Source organism: Pseudoflavonifractor sp. SW1122 (genome assembly GCF_012027765.1).
GTDB lineage: Bacteria > Bacillota > Clostridia > Oscillospirales > Oscillospiraceae > Enterenecus > Enterenecus faecium.
Genome location: NZ_SJOS01000041.1, coordinates 1 through 22510, shown reverse-complemented (window position 1 = coordinate 22510; position 22510 = coordinate 1). Strand labels below are relative to the sequence as shown.

General features: G+C 59.0%; 18 protein-coding genes. 1 reads left to right on the top strand and 17 read right to left on the bottom strand.

Annotation, left to right across the window (positions count from 1 at the left end):
* Positions 1–198: 198 nt before the first annotated feature.
* From E0L15_RS09390 to E0L15_RS12660, 11 genes are all read right to left on the bottom strand, one after another.
* Complete coding sequence (locus E0L15_RS09390; protein WP_168125385.1) at positions 199–606, bottom strand: cupin domain-containing protein; 408 nt, start codon at positions 604–606, stop codon at positions 199–201.
* Positions 606–1766: a nucleotide-binding protein gene (locus tag E0L15_RS09385; protein ID WP_168125384.1), complete on the bottom strand. Its 1161-nt coding sequence runs from the start codon at positions 1764–1766 to the stop codon at positions 606–608. The genes E0L15_RS09390 and E0L15_RS09385 overlap by 1 nt, the downstream gene beginning before the upstream one ends.
* 206 nt (positions 1767–1972) lie before the next feature.
* On the bottom strand, positions 1973–2368 hold the full coding sequence (locus E0L15_RS09380; protein WP_168125383.1) for a hypothetical protein: 396 nt from the start codon (positions 2366–2368) through the stop codon (positions 1973–1975).
* Between the two features lie 114 nt (positions 2369–2482).
* Positions 2483–5872: a transcription-repair coupling factor gene (gene mfd / locus E0L15_RS09375; protein ID WP_168125382.1), complete on the bottom strand. Its 3390-nt coding sequence runs from the start codon at positions 5870–5872 to the stop codon at positions 2483–2485.
* A gap of 23 nt (positions 5873–5895) precedes the next feature.
* Complete coding sequence (gene pth / locus E0L15_RS09370; RefSeq protein ID WP_168125381.1) at positions 5896–6483, bottom strand: aminoacyl-tRNA hydrolase; 588 nt, start codon at positions 6481–6483, stop codon at positions 5896–5898.
* Positions 6484–7183: 700 nt separating this feature from the next.
* Complete coding sequence (locus E0L15_RS09365) at positions 7184–8149, bottom strand: ribose-phosphate pyrophosphokinase (protein ID WP_087232396.1); 966 nt, start codon at positions 8147–8149, stop codon at positions 7184–7186.
* 259 nt (positions 8150–8408) lie between these two features.
* The gene (locus E0L15_RS09360; RefSeq protein ID WP_087392530.1) at positions 8409–8906 is read right to left on the bottom strand and encodes an HD domain-containing protein; all 498 of its coding nucleotides are present in this window, start codon (positions 8904–8906) and stop codon (positions 8409–8411) included.
* Between the two features lie 350 nt (positions 8907–9256).
* A complete protein-coding gene (locus E0L15_RS09355) occupies positions 9257–11407 on the bottom strand; it encodes a polyribonucleotide nucleotidyltransferase (RefSeq protein WP_087370996.1) in 2151 nt (716 codons plus the stop codon).
* 177 nt (positions 11408–11584) lie between these two features.
* A complete protein-coding gene (gene rpsO / locus E0L15_RS09350; RefSeq protein ID WP_087232405.1) occupies positions 11585–11851 on the bottom strand; it encodes a 30S ribosomal protein S15 in 267 nt (88 codons plus the stop codon).
* Positions 11852–12046: 195 nt separating this feature from the next.
* A complete protein-coding gene (locus E0L15_RS09345) occupies positions 12047–12382 on the bottom strand; it encodes a hypothetical protein (RefSeq protein WP_087370993.1) in 336 nt (111 codons plus the stop codon).
* Positions 12383–13372: 990 nt separating this feature from the next.
* The gene (locus E0L15_RS12660; RefSeq protein WP_168125380.1) at positions 13373–15154 is read right to left on the bottom strand and encodes a M23 family metallopeptidase; all 1782 of its coding nucleotides are present in this window, start codon (positions 15152–15154) and stop codon (positions 13373–13375) included.
* A gap of 300 nt (positions 15155–15454) precedes the next feature.
* Between E0L15_RS12660 and E0L15_RS09335 the strand changes: the two genes are divergently transcribed.
* Entirely contained in the window at positions 15455–16270 is an 816-nt protein-coding gene (locus tag E0L15_RS09335; protein ID WP_168125379.1) for an HAD family hydrolase, read from the top strand.
* A gap of 40 nt (positions 16271–16310) precedes the next feature.
* On the opposite strand, the gene E0L15_RS09330 is transcribed toward E0L15_RS09335, so the two are convergent.
* The 6 genes from E0L15_RS09330 to E0L15_RS09305 form a co-directional block, all read right to left on the bottom strand.
* Positions 16311–16892, bottom strand: coding sequence for a hydrolase (locus E0L15_RS09330; RefSeq protein ID WP_168125378.1), 582 nt, complete (start codon positions 16890–16892; stop codon positions 16311–16313).
* A 114-nt stretch (positions 16893–17006) separates the two neighbouring features.
* Positions 17007–18743 (bottom strand): hypothetical protein, encoded by a 1737-nt coding sequence (locus E0L15_RS09325; RefSeq protein ID WP_168125377.1) that lies wholly within the window; start codon positions 18741–18743, stop codon positions 17007–17009.
* A complete protein-coding gene (locus E0L15_RS09320; protein WP_168125376.1) occupies positions 18718–19620 on the bottom strand; it encodes an ABC transporter ATP-binding protein in 903 nt (300 codons plus the stop codon). Before E0L15_RS09320 ends, E0L15_RS09325 begins: the two co-directional genes overlap by 26 nt.
* Positions 19617–19982, bottom strand: coding sequence for a GntR family transcriptional regulator (locus E0L15_RS09315; RefSeq protein ID WP_087234266.1), 366 nt, complete (start codon positions 19980–19982; stop codon positions 19617–19619). Before E0L15_RS09315 ends, E0L15_RS09320 begins: the two co-directional genes overlap by 4 nt.
* A gap of 780 nt (positions 19983–20762) precedes the next feature.
* Positions 20763–21713: an L-lactate dehydrogenase gene (locus E0L15_RS09310; RefSeq protein ID WP_347565990.1), complete on the bottom strand. Its 951-nt coding sequence runs from the start codon at positions 21711–21713 to the stop codon at positions 20763–20765.
* Positions 21714–21738: 25 nt separating this feature from the next.
* On the bottom strand, positions 21739–22510 hold a 772-nt coding region (locus E0L15_RS09305), incomplete at its 5' end, for an RluA family pseudouridine synthase (protein WP_168125374.1).

Sequence of the window (22510 nt, the reverse complement as noted above, 5' to 3'; positions counted from 1 at the left end):
AAGTGCCTGTTGCAAATTTGATTTGCAACAGGCACTCTTTACTTTGCGTCACGGTGATGCGGTGCTAACTTGTTGTCCAACAAAGGCTCTTGGCTTAGTGAATGCTGGATAGAATTTCCGCTACCCAGAAGATTTGGACCTCCTTGAGTGCAGATCGGAAGAGAATAGATGGAAAATATAGACTATTATTGGGCTTCTTCACCACGCACTGAGCCAATCTTTTAGCTTACCATCAACATCAATTAACTGTTTATCGTTTCCGCCGGGGGATTTAAAAAATATGATGGTGGTGTTGTCAAAATGCTTAGAAGCATATTTGGTCATTGGTGGAAGGACAAAGACTGAACCAGTTTCCAATAATAGTTCTTTTTTCTCATCTATTAAATAGATTTTGCTTTTTCCACTGATGACATAATTATATTCGGTGGCAGTAGTATGATAATGGGGCTGATCTGCTGTAAACTGCTTGTAATAACTGATGCCTAATTCATTTCTGTCATCATGTATCCACTGCAAGTCCTGAGGTTTCTTTAAATCGCCGCACAGATATACACGATAGGAGTCTGTTAATGCCTTCTGAATCTCACTTCCATCAATAAATGCCATTACTTTTTACCTCCTGGCTTTAGATTTTCCCATTTATCAGCCCATTTTTTTAATGTGGATAATTGTACTTTTTCGCACAGTGAAGGATTATTTAGGATGTTTGCAAAGTTATGCACAAAAAATTGGTAGTTCTCTGGGTCGTCCTCCTGCCAAATAACGAAACTTCTTCGATTATCCTCATCATCTAGTTCTGCTGAGTATAGATCAACTTTTACATGGTTGAATCTTTGTGCATCACCCAAGAACTCCACATTAAAAATGGCAAATGGCATACTTGTTTTCATAACACGCAAGTGGAATGAGATAGGCATTGACTTACTCTTTTTGGCATAGATCGTATCAGAAGAAAGGTTTTCATATAAGGTGGCTAAAGCACTATATAAGGAGCCCTCACAAGAACCTGCTCTAAGATTTACAATTTTAGTTTTCAAATCGTTTAAATTATATTTATTTGGCTGCGTAAGGATTAGTTCGACGTTGGCAGAAGTTTCTGAGAGTATTTTTTCAATTGCTTCGGATAGCGGAATATCTTTAGGCGGGATATGTCCAGGCTCACCAACTTGAGGATTGATTACTAAATTGCTAGCGAAGTTCATTAACCTAATACGGCTTATGTTTTTGTATAAACCATCGCTTATATGAAGTCTTTCATCAATAGAATAGCGTTTGTGAATTTTACGTCTTGACAGCATCAGTACATTATGTTCTCCTGGCATGTTATGGCGTTCCTTTACGTTCTCATCGAGCCATTTTTTTAAGTCACTATCCATTTTTTCATAGTTTCGATCATTACAAATGATATTAATTATGCCTTTAAAGTCGGAAGCGTTATGTATTCCTGGAACAGTACATAATGCTACAGATTGTTTGCCGAGAAGCCCTATAAACATACCAGCTTCTATTAAAACGTTATCTCTGGGCACATATTTGGGGTCATTACGATTGGGAACAGTTATTTCATCATCGGTATTTAGAACAAAAACGCCACCATCAAATTGATGAGCAATTTTTTGCAAAGCGTCAATGAGGTTATCTCCGGGGGTAAAAACACTCTTATCATCCCAAATAGTTACATCAGCCCCAAATCGTGTCAGCTTTTCTTTTATTATTTGTGCGATATATAAAGCCTGTGTAGAACTCCCGATGAATATTTTCTTCATTACAAATTTCCCCTCCCGTGTTTGGCAATATGACTAAGAAATTTATATATGAGCTGTGAGATATGTATATTATAACCTGCGGCGACTTGGTTAGCAACAGAGATGTGTAAATGACTACCATTGCGTAAAGAGAGCTTTATATAAAACAAATGGCAGATGCAGTTTTTGGCTGCATCTGCCATTTTATATATTTTGGGAAAGAACCCTTACGGGGCGGAGTGGCTGCGGGACATGCCCAGGGCATCCCGGAGCAGGACCACATAGACCACCACATTGAGAACCACGGCTCCCACGCCCAGATATGGGCCCGGAGATTCCAGCGCGATAGCACCCCAAGCGAAAATCTGGTCCATCATCATGCCCAGAAGTATGAACAAACAGGCCAGACCGACGATAAAACATCCAGGTTTCCACAGGTGATACAGCCACACGCTGAGAAAATACAGTCCAAGGATGATCAGAGAGATGGCCATGTGTCTGGACAGGACAAGAATACCGGGTACCACTTTTACATCGCTGTAGTTCACCCAGGGCAGGAACAACATCATCATCGTAAGGGCCATGAGAACGGATAGAACCAGTTTTTTTACCGTGCTTGTCATACAATCACCTCTCGGTATAGGATGGGGAAGACGGCTGAGGCTAAAGAATGGCCATGGGGTCCGTTACAGTACCATCGTGGCATAAAAGAGAGCCTGTGTCAAGGGGAACAGCGCTTATTTTGGCTCTGGCAACAAAGCAGTATATTTCTCCACCAGCTGCTGCGCCACCCGCAGGGGGTCCTCCCCCTGTTTCAGCTTCAAGGTCAGCAGGCCCTTGTCCTGCCCCGGCGTGAACAATAGCCGGGCGGGGTACTGGCCCCCCAGGTTGGCGATGGCCTGGAGGTCAAATTCCTCCAGGGTAAACCGCAGGGTGGCCCCCTTCTGGGAGATATCCACCATGCCGCACTTGGCGGCCTGGGACCGCAGCAGGGCAATGGAGATGAGGTTATTGACCCCACGGGGCGGGTCTCCAAAGCGGTCGATGAGCTCGTCGGTGACGTCGTCCCCGTCCTCCTCGGTGCGGATGCGGGCAATGCGGCGATACAGGTCCATGCGCTGCTGGGCCGACGGCACATACCGCTCGGGGATGGAGGCGGGCACGGACAGGTCGGCGGTGCACTCCCGCGCCTGCACCGGAACCTCTCCCTTTTCCGCCAAAACCGCCTCTTCCAGCAGTTTTAGATACAAATCATAGCCCACGCTCATGAGGAAGCCGGACTGCTCGGGGCCCAACAGGTTGCCCGCCCCTCGAATCTCCAAGTCCCGCATGGCGATGCGGAAGCCGGAGCCAAACTCCGCATATTCCCGGATGGCGGACAGCCGCTTGGTGGCGATCTCGCTCAAGACCTTCCCCGTGCGGTAGGTCATATAGGCGTAGGCCTTGCGGGTGGAGCGGCCCACCCGGCCCCGAATCTGGTGGAGCTGGGCCAGGCCTAACCTGTCGGCGTCCTCAATGATGAGGGTGTTGGCGTTGGCGATGTCAATGCCCGTCTCGATGATGGTGGTGCACACCAGCACGTCCACCTCGCCGTCCCCCATGCGGGTCATCACGTCGGACAGCTCTTCCTGGCTCATCTTACCGTGGCCCACCGCCACGGTGACATCCTCCCCCAGCATCTCCTGGATGCGCACGGCGGTGGCGTGGATGGTGTCCACCCGGTTGTGGAGGTAGTACACCTGGCCCCCACGCTCCAATTCCCGGCGCATGGCGTCACACAGCACCGACCAGTTGTGCTCCAGTACGTAGGTCTGCACGGGCTGGCGGCTCGCCGGGGGCTCCTCAATGGCGGACATGTCCCGGATGCCGGACAGGGCCATGTTCAACGTGCGGGGGATGGGGGTGGCGGAGAGGGTGAGCACGTCCACCTGGCGGGCCAGCTCTTTCAGCCGCTCCTTGTGGGTCACCCCGAACCGCTGCTCCTCGTCCACCACCAGAAGACCCAGGTTTTTAAAGTGCACGTCCTTTTGCAGCAGGCGGTGGGTGCCGATGAGAATGTCCACCGAGCCGTCCTCCACTCCCCTGAGGGCGTTTTTCATCTGGGCGGGGGTGCGGAACCGGGACACCACCTCAATCTCCACCGGGTACTTGGCAAACCGGGCTTTGGCGGTGAGGTAGTGCTGCCGGGCCAGCACGGTGGTGGGCACCAGAATGGCCGCCTGCTTGCCGTCCAGCACGCACTTCATCATGGCCCGCAGGGCCACCTCGGTTTTGCCGTAGCCCACGTCCCCGCACAGCAGGCGGTCCATGGGCCGGGGGGCCTCCATGTCCTTTTTGATCTCGGCAATGGAGCGCAGCTGGTCCTCCGTCTCCTCATAGGGGAAGTCGTCCTCAAATTCCCGCTGCCAGGCGGAATCCGGGGCAAAGGCATACCCCGGTTGCCGCTGCCGCTGGGCGTAGAGCTGAATGAGCCCCTTGGCCAGGTCCTTGACCGCGGCCCGGGTGCGGGATTTGGCCCGTTCCCACTCGGTACCGCCCAGTTTGGACAGCTTTTTGTGCTGGGTGTCGTCTCCGCCGCCGATATACTTGGAGATGGAGTCCAGCTGGGTGGCGGGGAGGTAGAGGGTGTCGGTCCCGGCATAGGCCAGCTTGATGTAGTCCTTGTCGATGCCGTCCACCTTCATTTTCGTCAGCCCCACGAAGCGGCCAATGCCGTGGTGCTCGTGGACCACCAGGTCGCCGGGGGTCAGGTCGGTGAAGGAGTCCACCCGGCGGCGGTCGGCGGCGTGTTTCAGCCGTTTTCCCTTTCGCTTGCCCTGGCTCTGGCCCTGGGTGAGCACCGCAAAGGGGCAGCCGATGTAGTCAAAGCCGGCGGACAGCCCCCCCACGGCGATGGTGATGCCCCCGGGGGCGGGCAGCTCGTGGAGCTGGAAGTCCACCGCCGAGCGGATTTTCTTCTCCCGCAGCAGGGCCTGGAGGTTCAGGGCCTGCTGCTCGCTGCCCACCAGCACCACCGTGCCCGTCTTGGCGCTTTGCAGCTGGGTGAGGTCGGCGGCGGCGGAGTCCAGGTTGGCCCCGAAGGTGGACAGCTGGCGGCCCTGGGCATTGAACAGGGCCTTGGGAGGCAGGGGCAGGGTGGAGGTGGAGAAGGAGTCCAAAAAGCACAGGGGGAACTGCTGGAGCTCCTCCATGAGATGGGGGAAGGTGAGGGCGAAGGTGGCGTGCTTGCCCAACTGCACCCCGCTCTCCACCAGGGTTTTCAGGTCCTCGTCCAGCTGCCACAGCCAGTTTTTCCCCCGTTCCGCCACCCGGGCGGACTCGGACAGGCAGACCACGGCGTCCGGGGGCAGGTGGTGGACGGCGGTGTGGGCCACGGGGTAGCGCTGGGGCAGCTGGTGGTCGGGCACCTGCTGCCAGGAGCCATCCTCCTGCCGCTGGGGCAGCACCTCCCGCACCGGGAGGAACACCGCCTTGTCCAGATGGCCCACCCGGCGCTGGGTGGCGGGGTCAAACAGGCCCATGGAGTCCACGTCGGTGTCCCAGAACTCCACCCGCACCGGGTGGTCCTGGGCGGGGGAGAACACGTCCAGAATGCCGCCACGCAGGGCAAACTGCCCCACGCCCTCCACCTGGTCGCACCGGGTGTAGCCCAGGGCGGCCAGGGCGTCGGCCAGCTGGGTGGGGTCATAGGAGCCGCCGGAGCAGATGGTCACCACATGTTCCAGAAGCTCCTCAGGGGAGAGGGTGCGCTGTAACAGGCCCTCCACCGTGGCGGTGATGACCTTGCACTCCCCCTGGGCCATGGCGTAGAAGGCGGCCAGGCGGCTGTGTTCCCCCTGGTGGGAGGCCACAGCGCCGTTGTAGAAGTTGAATTCCCGGCTTCCAATCAGGGTCACGCTCCAGCCGGTGAAGGCGGTGATGTCCCGGCCCAGGGCCTGGGCCTCGTCCTCGTCGGCGCACACCATCACCACCGGGCGGTCCAGAGCGGTGCCCAGTCCGGCGGCAAAGTGGGCCCGGTGGATGCGGGACAGCCCCGACACCGCCGCCGGGGACTGGCCCGTCTCCAGGGCCTGTACCAGGGCGGGGAACTGGGGCACTTGTTGGAGAATGTGGAGTAATTCCTTCATAGCGGCTCCTTTTTCCACCAAAGTTAGTTGAACTGATTCATGGCCTTCTGGGGCCCGTCCTTGAGATAGCACTCCACCGCCTGGGCCGCCCGCAGGGTGGCCTCGTCCATGGCGGTCTTGTCCGGGCCCACGAACTTGCCCAGCACCCAGTCGGACATGTCGTAGTCGGGGTGGGGCTTGCCCCCCACGCCAATCTTCACCCGGGGGAATTTGTCGGTGCCCAGGCGCTGGATAATGCTCTTCAGGCCGTTGTGGCCCCCGGCGGAGCCCTGGGTGCGAATGCGCAGCTTACCCACCGGCAGGGACACGTCGTCACACAGCACCAGAATATGCTCCTCGGACACTTTATAGAAGGCGGCGGCCTCCGCCACGGCGTCCCCGGACAGGTTCATGTAGGTGGTGGGCTTCATCACCAGCACCCCCTGGCCGGAGATGGTGGCCTGATGGGTGAGGGCGTGGAACTTCAGACGCTGCACCGGGAAGTCTCCCCGGTCGGCCAGCTGGTCAATGGCCATAAACCCGGCGTTGTGCCGGGTGTTTTCGTATTTGTCGCCGGGGTTGCCCAGACCCACCACCAGCCAGGTCACCGGCAGCTTTTTACCAAAAAACATGGGGAAAACTCCTTTTTGCTTTATTTTTGGAGGATTATACTTCTCCAATTTCCCTGGCGGAAACCAGTGTCCCTGCTAGGGACGCTCCGCTGGGCCCGATTTCTCCACGATGAGAAATCGGGGAAAGAATCGCTTAGGGCGTTCCCCCCTAAGTACCCCCCTGGGGTACCAGGCTGGGAATGCGTCAAGCTGGTGTTCGGCCCGTCACCCTTGCTGTGGCCCCTGTCACTGCCACCACACCAGGCTGCCCTGGGTAGCTGGCCCTATGGCCGGGCGATTTTCACATCCGGGCCTACCTTGGTGCAGCGGCGTTCCCGCCGCCGGGAGCCTGGCTTCCGGCAACTGGGAACAGTTGCATACCAGGGTTAGGCCCTGGGGATAGGAGTATTATTTGTCGTAGAAGCTGGCACTCACAAAAGAATTGCCATGCCATCTATGTGACCCCACCAGTCCAAGGGCCGAAAAGAGAAAGGTGCACACTCCATCCAGTACCGCGGGGTGGATTCCACAAGGCGGGGGAAGGCCCCGCCTTTGGTGGTCTTTGGTTCCTTTCTGGCAGCAGAAAGGAACCCCCAGCGGGTAGCGTCCCCACCGGGGGCGCTGGTTTTCACCAGGGCAATGGTGGAAGGCCCTCTTTCCCAAAAGAGAAGAAAAAGGGCTGTTGCAGGCACAGCCTGCAACAGCCCCCAAACGAGCGTGATTACTGGAACAGCTTGGACACAGACCGCTCCTCGTAGATGCGGGCAATGGCCTCGGCGAACATGTGAGCCACGGACAGATACTTGATCTTGGGGCACACCTCGGCGATGTCCTCCCGGGGCTGGATGGTGTCCAGGAACAGCACCTCGTCCAGCACAGAGGCATTGATGCGCTCAATGGCAGGGCCGGAGAGCACGCCGTGAGAGGCGGCAGCGGTGACGGACTTGGCGCCGCCGATGTCCACCAGAGCCTGGGCGGCGTGGCACAGAGATCCGCCGGTGTCCACCATGTCGTCCAGCAGGATGACGTGCTTGTCCTTCACCTCGCCGATGATGTTCATCACCTCGGAGGAGTTGGCCTTCTGACGGCGCTTGTCCACAATGGCCATGGGCATGTCCAGCTTCTGCGCGAAGGCACGGGCACGGGCCACAGAGCCCACGTCGGGGGAGACCACCATGGTCTCGTCGTGGACGGCGGCGAAGCGGCGCAGGAAGTGGTCCACAAACACAGGAGAGCCCAGCAGATTGTCCACGGGGATGTCAAAGAAGCCCTGAATCTGGTTGGCGTGCAGGTCCATGGTCAGCACACGGTCGGCGCCGGCCCGGGTGATGAGGTTGGCCACCAGCTTGGCGGAAATGGGGTCACGGGGCTTGGTCTTACGATCCTGACGGGCGTAGCCAAAGTAGGGGATGACGGCGGTGATGCGGCCGGCAGAGGCGCGCTTGAGAGCGTCGATCATGATCAGCAGCTCCATCAGGTTGTCATTGACGGGGGAGCTGGTGGACTGAACCACGAACACGTCGGAGCCACGGACGGTCTCATGGATGGAGACAAAGTTCTCTCCATCGGAGAAGGCGCCCACCTCGGCACTGCCCAGGGGAATGCTCAGGTCCTGGCAGATGGCCTCGGCCAGAGCACGGTTTGAGCTTCCGGAGAAGATTTTCAGATCTTTACCGTGAGAAATCATTGTTGTACTTCCTCTCTGTGTGTGATGTATGGTAGGGGCATCCAGTGCCGGGACGGGGCGTTGCCCGCCCACCACAATCGCTGACAAAATGCATCTAAAATATTATATCAGAATCCACCGGTTTTTGAAGAGGGAAATTGAAATTTGTCCAAAATCCTTCCTTCTACACAAAAGAAGCATACAAATTTCCCCCCGGCCTGTGAAATGGGCAACAGACCGGGGAAAATTTAACACAGATAAAATACAGTTTCTGGAAAACTCAGCAGCAACCCACCCGGGCCATCAGCCGACGGCGCAGGGGAATGATGCGATACAGCTGGGCCACTTCGATGGTGGCGCACAGCTTATCCGCCAGGTTCACCGCAATGGCCACCCGAGAGCGGGGCAGATGCACCGCCAGGGGGAACATGTGGGAGACGATGGCGTTGGCCTCACCCTCGCTGAGGTCGGGGCACAGGGCCTGGGCATTGCGCAGGGCAAACACGGGATGGTCCAGGCACTGGTTGCCGGGATGGGCGTTGCGGTCTGCGGGGTCATAGAGGTACAGGTCGTGGAGCAGTCCCGCCCGGGCGGCGGCCCGGCAGTCCCAGCCGAAGCGCTGGGCGATGCGGTAGGCCATGTAGGCCACGAAGAGGGAGTGCTCATAGCAGGTCACGGAGAAGTGGTGCCGCCATTGCCGCATGGCATTGACCTCCTTGGAGGCCAGCAGAGGAGCCAGGCACCCGAAAAACTCCTCTGCGTGGGGTGATATCCACATAGGAAAAAACCTCCTATCTCTATAAACACAGGGTTGACATCTTTCCACCTCTAGTATAGCAAACCGGGGTGTCGTTGTCAGCAGATTTCGGGGAGAAAATTTTTTCCTCTGCGCCCAGCGCAGAGGAATGAATCATGAAAGAATGAATCATGAATAATTGTGGTGTGCCGCAAGCGGCACGGATTCTGATTTCAGGCAGAGACCGAAAAATAGGCGTAAGGCTCCATCCCAGAGGGAGGATCTGGGGTTGGCAGACGCTAAAGGGCCTGCATTTTTCATTATTCATTCTTCGTTATTCATTCAAAAATTTCAAGGCGCTGTGGAAATTGCACCACAGCGCCTTGGAATTTTTATTTAATGGGCTCGCCAGCGGCCTTCTTGGCCTCGATCTCCCGCAGAGCGTCCTTGTAGGACAGGTTCACACGGCCCTTCTCGTCAATGTCAGTGACCTTGACCCAGATCATATCGCCGATGTTCACCACGTCCTCCACCTTCTCCACGCGGCGGTTGGCCAGCTTGGAGATGTGCACCATGCCGTCCTTGCCGGGAGCCAGCTCCACGAAGGCACCGAACTGGAGGATGCGCACCACCTTGCCGTAGTACAGAGCACCCACCTCGGGGACAAACACGATGGTCTCGATGGTCTTCTTGGCGGCCTCGCAGGAAGCCTTGTCCACACCGGCAATGAAGATGGTGCCGTCGTCCTCGATGTCGATCTTGGCGCCGGTGTCGGCACAGATCTTCTGGATGACCTTACCGCCGGAACCGATGACCTCACGGATCTTGTCGGCGTCGATCTTCATCTTGATCATCTTGGGGGCGTTCTCGCTGACCTCAGCCCGGGGCTCAGAGATGCAGGGCAGCATGATCTCGTCCAGGATGGCGAAACGGGCGTCCCGGGTGATCTCCAGGGCCTCCTTGATGATGGCGTGGGACAGACCGTCGTTCTTCAAATCCATCTGAATGGCGGTGATGCCCTTCTTGGTACCGGCCACCTTGAAGTCCATCTCGCCGTGGAAGTCCTCCACGCCCTGGATGTCGATGAAGGTGGTGAAGGAGCCGTCGTCGTCCTGGATGAGGCCGCAGGAGATGCCGGCCACAGGGGCCTTGATGGGCACGCCGGCGTCCATCAGAGCCAGAGTGGAGCCGCAGATGGAGCCCTGAGAGGTGGAGCCGTTGGAGGACAGAACCTCGCTGACCACACGGATGGCGTAGGGGAACTCCTCCACGCTAGGGATCACGGGCTCCAGAGCGCGCTCAGCCAGAGCGCCGTGGCCCTTCTCGCGGCGGTTGGTGGAACGGGCGCCGCGGGCCTCGCCCACGGAGTAGCCGGGGAAGTTGTAGTGGTGCATGTAGCGCTTCTCTTCCTCTTCCCAGATGGTGTCCAGCTTCTGGGAGGCGGCCAGAGTGTTCAGGGTACACACGGACAGCACCTGAGTCTGACCACGGGTAAAGAGGCCAGAGCCGTGGACACGGGGCAGAACGCCCACCTCGGCGGCCAGAGGACGGATCTCGTTCTTGGCACGGCCGTCCACACGGTGGCCTTCCAGCAGCCAGGCCTTGACGATCTTCTTCTGGAACTTGTAGGTGAACTCCTCCAGGTACTGGTCCATATCGGGATAGGTCTCCAGATACTTCTCGTGCCAGTGGTCGATCATGGCGTTCCAGCGCTGCTCCCGGACGTTCTTGTCGTCGGTGTCCATGGCGGCCTTGGCCTCGTCCATGAAGTTGGCCACGATATCGTCAAACAGCTCCTGGTTGAAGGAGGCGTGCTGATACTCGAACTTGGGCTTGCCGATCTCGGCGACAATGCCGTTGATGAACTCCACCTGACGGCGGATTTCCTCGTGGGCCTTCACGATGCCCTCGTACATGATCTCGTCGGGAATCTCCTTGGCACCGGCCTCGATCATGACCACCTTGTCCATGGTGGCGGCCACGGTCACGTCCATCTGGGAGGCGTGCTTCTGCTCACGGGTGGGGTTCATGACGATTTGGCCGTCCACATAGCCCACTTCCATGCAGCCGATGGGGCCGTTCCAGGGAATATCGGAGTAGGACAGGCAGGCGGACACGCCGATCATGGCGGTGACCTCAGGAGAGCAGTCGTAGTCCACGCTCATGACGGTGCAGGTGACCACCACGTCATTGCGCAGGTCGGTGGGGAACAGGGGGCGGATGGGCCGGTCAATGAGACGGCTGGCCAGCACGGCGGGCAGGGAGGGCTGACCCTCACGGCGCATGAAGGAGCCGGGGATGCGGCCCACAGCGTACAGCTTCTCCTCGAAGTCCACGGACAGGGGGAAGAAGTCGATGCCGTCCCGGGGACGGGGGGAGGCGGTGACAGCCACCAGAACGCTGGTCTCACCGTAGGTGACCATAGCGGCAGCGTTGGCCAGCTCGGCCATCTTGCCCACTTCGATCTTCAGGGGACGGCCAGCCACCACAGTCTCATACACCTTGTGGTTGACAAATTCCTTGTGCTTGATGATGGTAGACATAGGTTGATACACTCCTTTTCTTTGAGCCCAGCTGGAGCGATCACACTTTAGCACTTGAACACAGGCCCCTCCTATTGGTGAGACCCATGTTCAACTGCTAAAAGGATAGGCTCCAGCAGATGGCGGGGAATAGAGGCAAGGGCGGCGTGAGGTTCACGCCGCCCTATTTGAAAAAACTTACTTACGGATGCCCAGCTTGGCAATGATAGCGCGGTAACGCTCGATGTCCTTCTTAGCCAGGTAGTCCAGCATCTTGCGGCGCTTACCGACCATCTTCAGCAGGCCACGACGGCTGTGGTTGTCGTGGATGTGCACCTTCAGGTGCTCGGTGAGCTCCTGGATGCGGGCGGTGAGGATGGCGATCTGAACCTCGGGAGAACCGGTATCGGTCTCGTGGGTGCGGTTGGCCTCGATGACGGCAGTCTTCTGGTCCTTACGAATCATGGGTAGTTTCCACCTTTCTTGTATTCTGCCCGGACGCTGAGTATCGGGCGGGTGAATCCCCCGCGTAACAAGCGGGCAATGTCCCGAAACTAAGCTGACGGGTGTGCATCAAAATGCTCGAATAGCATATCATAATCATACCCCAATTGTAAAGGGATTTTTCCTGATTTTTTTATTTTCTGTCAACTTTGGTGATTATGCCACCAGAATGCGGAGGCTCAGCAGCAGCATGGCCCCGATCACCGACAGGGTGGCCACCCACTCCCCGTGCTGCATCAGCCACCACAGCCCAGAGGCCCGGCCAGCGGGGCGGGGAGCCTGGGGTTCCAGGACCTCCTGGGGCTGCTGGGTGTCCAGGTCGTGGTCCTGCTTCCAGGCGGTAAAGTCGATGATCTGTCCGGTCTTGCCAGCGTGGGCGGGGGCTTGCCGGGACAGACACACCAGCTCCCGGGTGGGGGCATTCTCATAGGCCGGGGCAACGCTGCTCATGGTCACTCTCCGGGCAGGTACGGTGTAAAATGTGGTCTCCATAGACAATCCTCCTTGTTGTATTTGTGTCCAGTATCTCACAAATACAGTCCCATAAACGACTCTTCCTCGAAATTTGTCGAACCAATGTTCTAGGAGTATGATAATACATTTGTTCGATTTTGTCAAGTGGGGCGCTCCGCGGGGAAAGCCTTCCTTGTGCAAAGGGAGGTGGCACGGCGTTACATTGGGGCCCCCGCCAAAGCCCAGCGCAAGCGGGTTTGGTGGGGAGAGGAGGTGCGACGGCGTGAGCGAGACTTGCCCCGTCTCTCAGGGGCGAGGCGAGGGATACACAGTCCGCACCGACGAGACGGAGGGATTGACCGTCTAACCTCACAGTCTCAGGCTTGCCAGCCTGGTGGGGACGCTTCCCGCTGGGGGTTCCTTTTGAGCGGACAAAAGGAACCAAAATCCGCTTAGGGCGTTCCCCCCTAAGGACCTCCCTTGGGGTACGAGGCTGTCCATGCGTCAAGTCTCGGTTCGGCCCGTCACCCTTGCTGTGGCTCCTGTTACTGCCACCACACCAGGCTACCTTGGGCAGCTGGCCCTATCGCCAGGCGATTTCCACCGCCGGGCCTACCCTGGAGAAGCGGCGTTCCCGCCGCCGGGAGCCAGGCCCCCGTTAGCTGGGAACAGCGGTGCACCAGGGTGAGGCCCTGGCAGTAAAAGTACCACCTACACAGGAGTAGGCACGACCCACAGAATGTCCACGCCATCTATGTGACCCCATCAGGCTAAGGGCCGAAACAAGGAGAACGCAGGGACACCCCGTACCGCGGGGTGGATTCCACAAGGCGGGGGAAGGCCCCGCCTTTGGCGATTCTTTCCCCGATTTCTCATCGGGGAGAAATCGGGCCCAGCGGAGCGTCCCCGGTGGGGGCGCAGGTTTCCACCTAAGAAATCGGAGAAAGTCGCACCTTCTTGAGCTTGCTTCCGGTAGGGAGGCACAAAAAAGCGTGCTGTGAGGGGTTCTCACAGCACGCTTTGAATGTCTTACAGGTAATGCTCAGGATCGACGCTCTTGCCGTTTACACGCACCTCGAAGTGGCAGTGATAGCCGGTAGCGGTGCCGGTCATGCCCACCCGGGCGATGGCCTGGCCCTGATACACCTTGTCCCCGGCGTTGACCAGCAGGGAAGAGCAGTGGGCGTAGTAGGTGACGGTGCCGTCGTCATGGGTGATGATGACGGTCTGGCCGTAGCTGCCACGCCAACCGGCGAAGGTGACGGTGCCGCCGTCAGCAGCAGAGATCTGGGTGCCATAGGGAGCGGCGATGTCCAGACCGGAGTGGAAGGAAGTGCTGCCGAAGATGTCACGGTAACCGAACCGAGAGGTAATGGTACCGGACAGAGGCCAGATGAAGGAACCGGTGGAAGCGGTGGCAGGCTTCTCCTTGGTGCCCTGGTACATGTAAGTGGTGGTGGCCTCCTGCACGGTGGTGCGGGACACCTCTTCCCGCTGGGTCTCCTGGCCGTTGATGCAGGTGATGCGGGCCTCGATCTTCTCCACGCCGTCCTGGCCAGCGGCCTTCAGGCGGGTGGTACCCTCATACAGGTTGGGGTTGTCCACGTACTCCACGGGGCTCTGGATGGTCTCCTCATAGGTCTCGGTGACCACAGTCTCCACGGTGAGCATGGGCACAGCCTGCTTCACCAGCAGCTGATCGCCCACGGTGAGCTGGCTGCTGTCGGCGTCGGGGTTGAGAGCCTGGAGCTCGTCGCCGGTGAGGCCAGCGGCCTCGGCAATGCTGTTAAAGGTATCGCCACGCTCCACGGTGACGTACTCCGCCTCCTCCTTGTTGCCGGAGAGGGTGGACTGGAGGGTGTCGGGGGTAAACTGGGTGTTGGAGGGCACCTCCACCTCATAGATCTCTACGTCCTGGGTGAAGTGGTGCTCCACGGTCTGCTCATTGAGGTAGGGCTCGGTGACGTTGTCCAGCATGGTCTGCAGCTCTTCGCTGGTCTGGGCGTAGCCCAGCTCCTGGCCGTCCACGGACACGGCGTAGGCGTTCATCATGGCCCCGGTGTCCTCAAACAGGGCATCCTCCACGGCCCGGGCGTTGGTCTGGGTACCGGCGTCCAGGTAGGTGGGAGCCAGAGTGATCTCCGCGTCGTAGCTGTACTCCTCGCCCAGCACGCTGGCCACGCGGGTCTCCACGTTGCCCACGATGCTGCTCAGCTCTTCCTCGCTGGAGACCACGCCCACTTCCTCGCCGTTGACATAGGCCACATAGGCCTTGGTGTACATGCCATTAAAAGCCACAGCGCCGATGCCGACGCACAGCAGGGTGATGTACAGAAGGGGAGAGACGGGGTGACGGTCCACACGGACTCGCACGCGGCTGGCCACAACGCCGGCCTTCTCCCAGCTCTCCTTGCCCCACTCGGAGGCTTTATCCCAATTCTTACGGGCGGAGCGGTAGGAGCTGACACCAGCCACACGGGCCAGGTCGGAACAGACCATGGCGGCGCTGGCAGCCTTCTCCTTGCACACCTGGGCAGCGGGAGCGGCCTTGGCCTTGCAAGCGGCGACAGCCGGAGCCACTTTAGCGGCGACCGGGGCCATCTTGGCCTTGCAGGCGGCATGGGTGACCCGGGCAGTGGCCTTGTACTCGGCGACCACGGAGCCAGCGCTGAGCTTCCACAGGTAAGTGGTAGCCTTGGCTCGGTGGGCGGCGCCCTTCAGGTGGTTCTTCACCTGCTGGGCGGCGTTGCCGGAAACACGGCGAAGGGATGCCATTGAATTGTGTACGCGGTCCAGATGCCAGTTCCTCACGGAACGTCCCTCCCAAGTTCGAATTGGTAACAAATAAATTTCAATAGTTACAAATCAGTTACAAGTCATATCCTACACGCTTTTTCTCTTCCCGTCAAGGGTTTTTTGTGTCAAATTCGGACTTGAATTTGATTTATACCTTCCGCGCAAGAAAAAATTATGGTAAAAATTTAACCTCTTTCGGGGGAAAAATCTGCTTTCTGGCAGAATCAGGGCAAAATTGACCGGGGTTGACAAGTTTGGGTGGGGGGCGATAAAATTGTGGAAAATAAGACGCGAATGACAAGGAGGCCAATACCCATGGGCAAGTTTGACGGGGTTTTGCTCTACACCGATTACGACGACACCTTATATAATCAACACCTCACGGTGTCGGAGGAGAATCACCGGGCCATCCGGTACTTTATGCAGGAGGGCGGACGGTTTTCCATCGCCACTGGCCGGGCCAAGCGCACCTTTGCCCCCCAGATTGAAAAGGAACACCTGGAGTTCAACGCCCCGGTGGTGGTGTCCAACGGGGCGGGAATCTATGACTTCCAGGCGGGGCGGTATGTGAAAGAGAGCCAGCTGCCCCACAAGGCCCGGGAGCATATGGGCCAGCTGTGCGCCCAGTACCCGGATTTGTCCTTTGAGGCCTACCACGGGGAGGAAATCTACGTCTATAACCCCAACGTGGTCACGCTGAAACACCTCAACCGGGTGGGAGTGCCGTACCAGGAGTGCGGGGTGGACCAGATGCCCACCCCCTGGACCAAGGTGATTGTGGAGCAGGACCACCCCATGTTGGTGGAGGCTCAGGAGTATCTTCTCTCCCACTGGGGGGAGGACTACGAGGTGATCTTCTCCAACCCCTATCTGTTGGAGGTCACCGCCAAGGGGGCCAACAAGGGCACCATGGTGGCCTATGTGGCCAAGCTGCTGGGGATTGCGCCGGAGAATGTGTACTGCATGGGGGACAATCAAAACGACATCCCCATGCTGGAGGTGTCCGCCATTCCCTTTGCCCCGGCCAACTGCGCCCAGCCGGTGAAGGACTGGGGGGCGAGGCTGGTGGGCCACACCGACGACCACGCGGTGGCCCAGGTCATTGAGATTTTGGATGGAATATATAAATAATGTAAGCCCCGGCTGCACCCAAGCAGCCGGGGCTGATTGTTTAGGTCTTTTCCAGGAAGTAGGACGCCTCCATGTCCGCTGTGGCCAGAGCAAAGGCCAGGGGGAACTGCTGGAAGGCCTGACCCACCAGGCGGTTGTCCTCGGTGCTGGAAAAGCCCATGTGCCAGCGGATGGCCATGGCCTCCTCTCGGGAAAGGCGCATGAAGCCGGAGATGATGTACACCGACTTCTCCCCGTGGCCGTAGGGGAGCTTGTCCTCAAAGAAGAAGGTGGGCACCTTCTCCCACTGGCCTGTGGCGTCGTTTTTCACATTGCGGGTGCCAGCCTTGTAGCAACCAATCTTGCACAGGTCGTGGAGCAGGGCCACGATGGCCACCGACTCCATGGGGTAGTCCAGCTGGTACACGTCCCGGGTGCGGGGCCGGGCCAGGTAGTCCTCCAGGCAGCGGAACACATTCACCGAGTGCTCGCACAGCCCACCCACATAGGAGCCGTGGAAGCGGGCGGAGGCGGGGGCGGTGAAAAAGTCGCTCTTATTTAAAAGGTAGTCCAGCAGCTCGGCGGAACCCTCCCGGTGAATGTGGGTTTGAAAGATCTCCAGAAATTCTTCCTTGGGTGTCATGGCGTGGCCCTCCTGTTATCGTCTGAATTGGATAGTCCCATATTAACAGACTATGGCCCGCAGGTCAAAGAAAACCCACCCGCGCCCAAGGATGAGACGGGTGGGTCGGTGAAATCAGTTGCCCAGTTCTTCCAGAACCTCCAGAGTGTGTACGGCCTGGTTCGTAATCTCCACGGAAATGTAGTTGCCGGGAATGTAGTCTGTGTTGTAAGGGTCCGCCAATTGGTTGAAGGAGTTGGGGCTGATGCTCCAGTATAGGTCAATGTGCACATCTCCATACCCATAGAACAGGGTGCGGGGCAGATTGCCCTCCTGGATATCCTGCACAATGGCCTGGTAGAGGCTCTGAGCCTCACTGGTGGATAGGTCGTGGCCGGTAGAGGTGTTTCCGGTGTCAGAAGTGAGATAGAAGGTGCCGCCGGTGGGGCGGTATCCATTCGCTTCCAACTCGTGGAACTCATAGGACAGGAGCATGAGCTTGCTGTCATTCACCAGCTGATGGGCCAGCTGGGTGACGGTACCGGCCCGGTCCAGATCCACCTCATTGACATACACGGTGTAGGAGCGGGTGAGCCGGGTACCATCGGCCAAGGTGTAGGTCACGTCAAAACGGGTGGAGTTGTCATAATACCCGTTGAAGGTGTTTCGCTGGTCCACCAAAGCCTGGTGAAGCTGGGTGATAAGGGAAATAGCCTGAGGGTCCTGGGTCTGGATGTCGTGGAAGTTCGAGGCGGTGTCAACGGGGTAGCTGTCCAGCCCTGAGATGGTCACCGACACCACTTCGTCGGCCTCCGGCACCTGGGTCTCGTACCCGGTGAGGTCCAATTTCATCACCAGGAACAGGGCAGCGCAGGCGCAGGCAATGGCCCCGGCGCCCTTCCAGTACCGCAGTACCCGCACCGACTTGGACAAAAACATCTGACCCACAAAGCAGCCAGCCACGCCCCACAGCATGACGGATACTGCCAGCCCCAGTTCGTCCAGGCCCAGCACCAGCCGGGTGAGAGAGCCCAGAGCCAGTCCGGAGCAGAGGGCCACGCCGTAGCGGAACACCGGGCGCAGACCCGCCCAGATCACCACGTCCCCAGCCCGCTCCATGGGTCGCTTGACGTACAGAAGCCAGGCCGCCAGGGCGAACACGATTCCCACTCCGGCGTAGACAGCGGACATTCCACATCCGGCATCCGGGCTGCCGTAGCTGAATAGCTGCCAGGCGGGGGTGAACCATTCCACCCAGGCGGGTACCGCCACCAGAGAACCGGGGTAGCCAAAGTAAAATTGCCGAAACAGCAGGGTGAGCAGGTACCACAGTCCGCCCACCAGGCCGTTGAAGATGCCGTAAAACACGGGCAGGGCCAGCAGGTGGCCGGTGAGCATGCCGCACAGCACCGCAAAGGAGTAAAAAAACAAAGTCTGCATGCATACCAGAGCCAGCCCAGAGGCAAATCCACTCAGGGAACAGCCAATGGCCAAGAAAGAGGCCATCAGGGTCATCACTGCCACCGGCACTACCAGCCACAAAAGACCGGTGAGATAGTGGGTGGCAAAGAGAGCCGTGCGCTTGGGGGGCAGGGCAGCGGTGAAGTTGCACGAGCGGGTGGTGTACAGGTGGCTGCACACTGCCATGGCTGCCAGCACGCCGAATACGATGGTCATGGGGGTGGCCAAGGCCCGGAACAGATACTCAATGTCGGTGGCCCAACCCCCAATAGAGCCGCTGCGCATATAGTTCAACCCAGAAATGGGCAGGACAATGGCCCAGATGACCGTATACAGAGCAATCAGGGGCCAAAACCGCAGGGTGAGCTGTCTGCCCAAGGTCCCATTATAAAACGATGTCCCGCACCGCATAGTCGTTCCCTCCCATCTCATAGATAAAGATCTCTTCCAAACTCAAAGGCAGCGCCTCCACAAACAGGGGGTGGATGGCCTCCACCTGCTGCTGTACCTCTTCCGCACGGCCTCGGACAATGTAGGTGTATACCCGGCCCAACTGGGACTGGTGGAGCACCTCCATCCCCTGGGGCAGCCCGGGCTGCACCCCGTCGGGGAAGGCCACCTGCAATTTCACCGTGGTGCCCTGGAGCTGGGACAGGGACCGCTCAATGACCACCTGGCCATGGCTCAAAATACCCACGTGGTCGCACACGTCCTCCAGCTCCCGCAGGTTGTGGGAGGACACCAGCACCGTGGTGCCCCGTTCCGCCACGTCTCCCATCAGCAGGGACCACACCTGACGGCGCATCACCGGGTCCAGGCCGTCCACCGGCTCATCCAGCAGCAGGTAGTCCGGGCAGCAGCTCATGGCCAGCCAGAAGGCTGCCTGCTTCTGCATACCTTTAGACATGCGGCGGATGGGCCGCTTGGCGTCCACCTCGGGGAAGGCCTCCGCCAGCTTTTCAAATCGCTCCATGGAGAAGGTGGGGTACATGCCCCGGTAGAACTTCATCATCTCCCGCACCGAAGCCGAGCCGTAGTAGTACACATCGTCGGGAATCACCACCATGCGCTCCTTGATGGTGGGATGTTCGTATACGGGTTGGCCCTCAATGGTGATGACACCGCTGTCCGGGCGGTACACCCCGCACAGGTGGCGGAGAATGGTGGATTTGCCCGCCCCGTTGGGGCCCACCAGGCCGTAGATGGAGCCTTTGGGCACCGTCATGTCCAAATCGTTCAAAGCTAGAAATCCGTCAAAGGATTTGCTCACTGCTTTTGCCTCAATCATGGGGCTTCCTCCTTCCGTCCGCACGCCGCGGAAATCTCCTCGTCGGTGACCCCCAGAAACCGCAGCTCCTGGACCACCTTGGATAGCTGGGCGAGCAATTCCTCCCGCCGTTTGTCCTCCACCTCGGAGCGGTCGGCGGCAAAGCTGCCTTTGCCGGGGATGGAGTACACGTACCCCTCCTGCTCCAACGCCTCGTAGGCTTTTTGAATGGTGTTGGGGTTAATGGCCAGCTGGGCCGCCATGGACCGCACCGAGGGCAGCTTATCCCCCGGGCGAATGGCCCCGGAGATCACCAGCTGCCGCAGCCCCTCCTTCACCTGTTCGTAGATGGGCCGCCCGTCTCGGTAGTTGAGATGTAACACCGCCTTCACCGCCTTTCTCAGCTGTATGAACTGTACTAGCTGTCCTAGTACAGTTAGAGTATCACAGGGGGGATACAATGTCAAGGGGAAAACAAAAAGACCCCCTTATGCAAAGGGAGGGGGTGTCGGTCTAACCGCCCATGGTTCAGGCTTGCCAGCCTGGTGGGGACGCTACCCGCTGGGGGTTCCTTTTGAGCGGGCAAAAGGAACCAAAACCCGCTTAGGGCGTTCCCCCCTAAGGACCTCCCTTTGGGTACGAGGCTGTCCCTGCGTCAAGCTGGTGTTCGGCCCGTCACCCTTGCTGTGACGCCTAGTTCTGCCACCACACCAGGCCACCTTGGGCAACTGGCCCTATGGCTGGGTGGTTTCCACAGCCGGGCCTACCCTGGCCAAGCGGCGTTCCCGCCGCCGGGAGCCAGATGTTCGTTAGCTGGGAACAGCGGCTCACCAGGGTAAGGCCCTGGAGGTAGAAGTTTATTTGCCATAGAAGCTGAGACTGACAATAGAATTGCCGTGCCATCCATGTGACCTCGCCAGGCTAAGGGCCGCAAAAAGGAGAACGCAGGGACACCCCGTACCGCGGGGTGGATTCCACAAGGCGGGGGAAGGCCCCGCCTTTGGCGGTCTTTGGTGACTTTCTGGCGGCAGAAAGTCACCCCAGCGGAGCGTCCCCACCGGGGGCGTAGGTGTATACCCGAGAAATCGGAGAAGCAGAGGCTAGCAAAAAAGAAACCGGGAATGCAAGTGTTCACCTGCATTCCCGGTTCTCATTTGGAGATATTACAGATTGAGGTGCTCAATAACCTCCTGCAGCTGCTTGGCAGAGGCGTGCAGGGCGTTGGACTCCTCTTCGTTGAGGGGAATCTCCAGAATCTGCTCCACACCCCGGCGTCCCACAATGGAGGGGATGGACAGGCACAGGCCGTTGAGGCCGTACTGACCGCCCAGGCACACGGACACGGGGAGCACCGACCGCTGGTCCTTGACGATGCACTCGGCAATGCGGGCCACTGCCATGGCGATGCCGTAGTAGGTGGCGCCTTTGCGCTGGATGATCTCGTAGGCGCTGTCCCGCACGCCCTCATAGATGCGCTGGGTGGCTCCGGCGTGGTCGTTGTGGCCCCGGAACTGGCAGAACCGCTCCAGGGGGACGCCGGAGACGTTGGCGCCGCTCCACACCGCCAGCTCGCTGTCCCCGTGCTCGCCGATGATGAAGGCGTGGACGTTGCGGCTGTCCACGTCCAGGTGCTGGCCCAGCAGGAACTTCAGCCGGGCGGTGTCCAGCACGGTGCCGGAGCCGAACACCCGGTGGGCGGGATAGCCGGAGATCTTCATGGCGGCGTAGGTGAGCACGTCCACGGGGTTGGACACGATCATCAGCATGCCCTCAAAGGGGCGGGCGGTGATCTGGGGGATGATGGTCTTGAGGATGCCCACGTTCTTGTCGATGAGGTCCAGACGGGTCTCACCGGGCTTCTGGTTGGCCCCGGCGGTGATGATCACCAGGGCGCAGTCGGACACGTCCTCATAGGTTCCGGCGTAGATCTCCATGGGGGAGAGGTAGGGCAGGCCGTGGCTGAGGTCCATGGCCTCGCCTTCTGCCTTGTCGTGGTTGGCGTCAATGAGCACCATCTCAGAGAACAGCCCCTTCTGAATGAGGCTGAAGGCGATGGAGGCGCCCACGAAGCCGCAGCCGATGATGGCAACCTTGCGATGATTCATAGATATCATTCCTTTCTGGGTATGGATAGGGGAATCAGGTTAATTGTAGCCGCTGGAGGGTCTTGGTAAACCAGTCGGGCAGCGGGGCCTCCACCGTCATGCGCTCCCCGGTGGTGGGGTGGGTGAAGGTGAGGCAGGCGGCGTGGAGGCACTGGCCCACCAGGCCGGGGAACGGCTTCTTGGAGCCGTACACCTGGTCCCCCACCAGGGGGTGACCGATGGAGGCCATGTGGACTCGAATCTGGTGGGTGCGCCCGGTCTCCAGCCGACAGGTGATGTGGGAGTAGCCGCCCCGGCTGTCCACCACCTGCCAGTGGGTGATGGCCTCCCGGCCCTCGCCCGTGCGGCATACCGCCATGCGCTTCCGGTCCACCGGGTGCCGGGCCAGGGGTGCGTCCACCGTCCCCGACTCCTCCTTAAAACCTCCCACCACTACGGCGTGGTAGAGGCGGAACAGGGAATGGTCTTGCAATTGCTCAGCCAGAGCCAGGTGGGCCTTGTCGTTCTTGGCTACGATGAGCAGCCCCGAGGTGTCCCGGTCAATGCGGTGGACAATGCCCGGACGGCGCTCTCCGTTGATTCCAGATAGTGTATTTTTGCAATGATATAACAGAGCGTTTACCAATGTCCCGTCGGGATGGCCCGGAGCGGGGTGTACCACCATCCCTACGGGCTTGTTGACCACCACCACGTCGTCGTCCTCGTAGACGATGTCCAGGGGGATATCCTGGGGGATGAGGTCAATGTCCTGGGGCTGGGGGGGGGGCTCCTGCAGGGGGGGGCCCGGGTTGTGGGGGGGGTGGTTT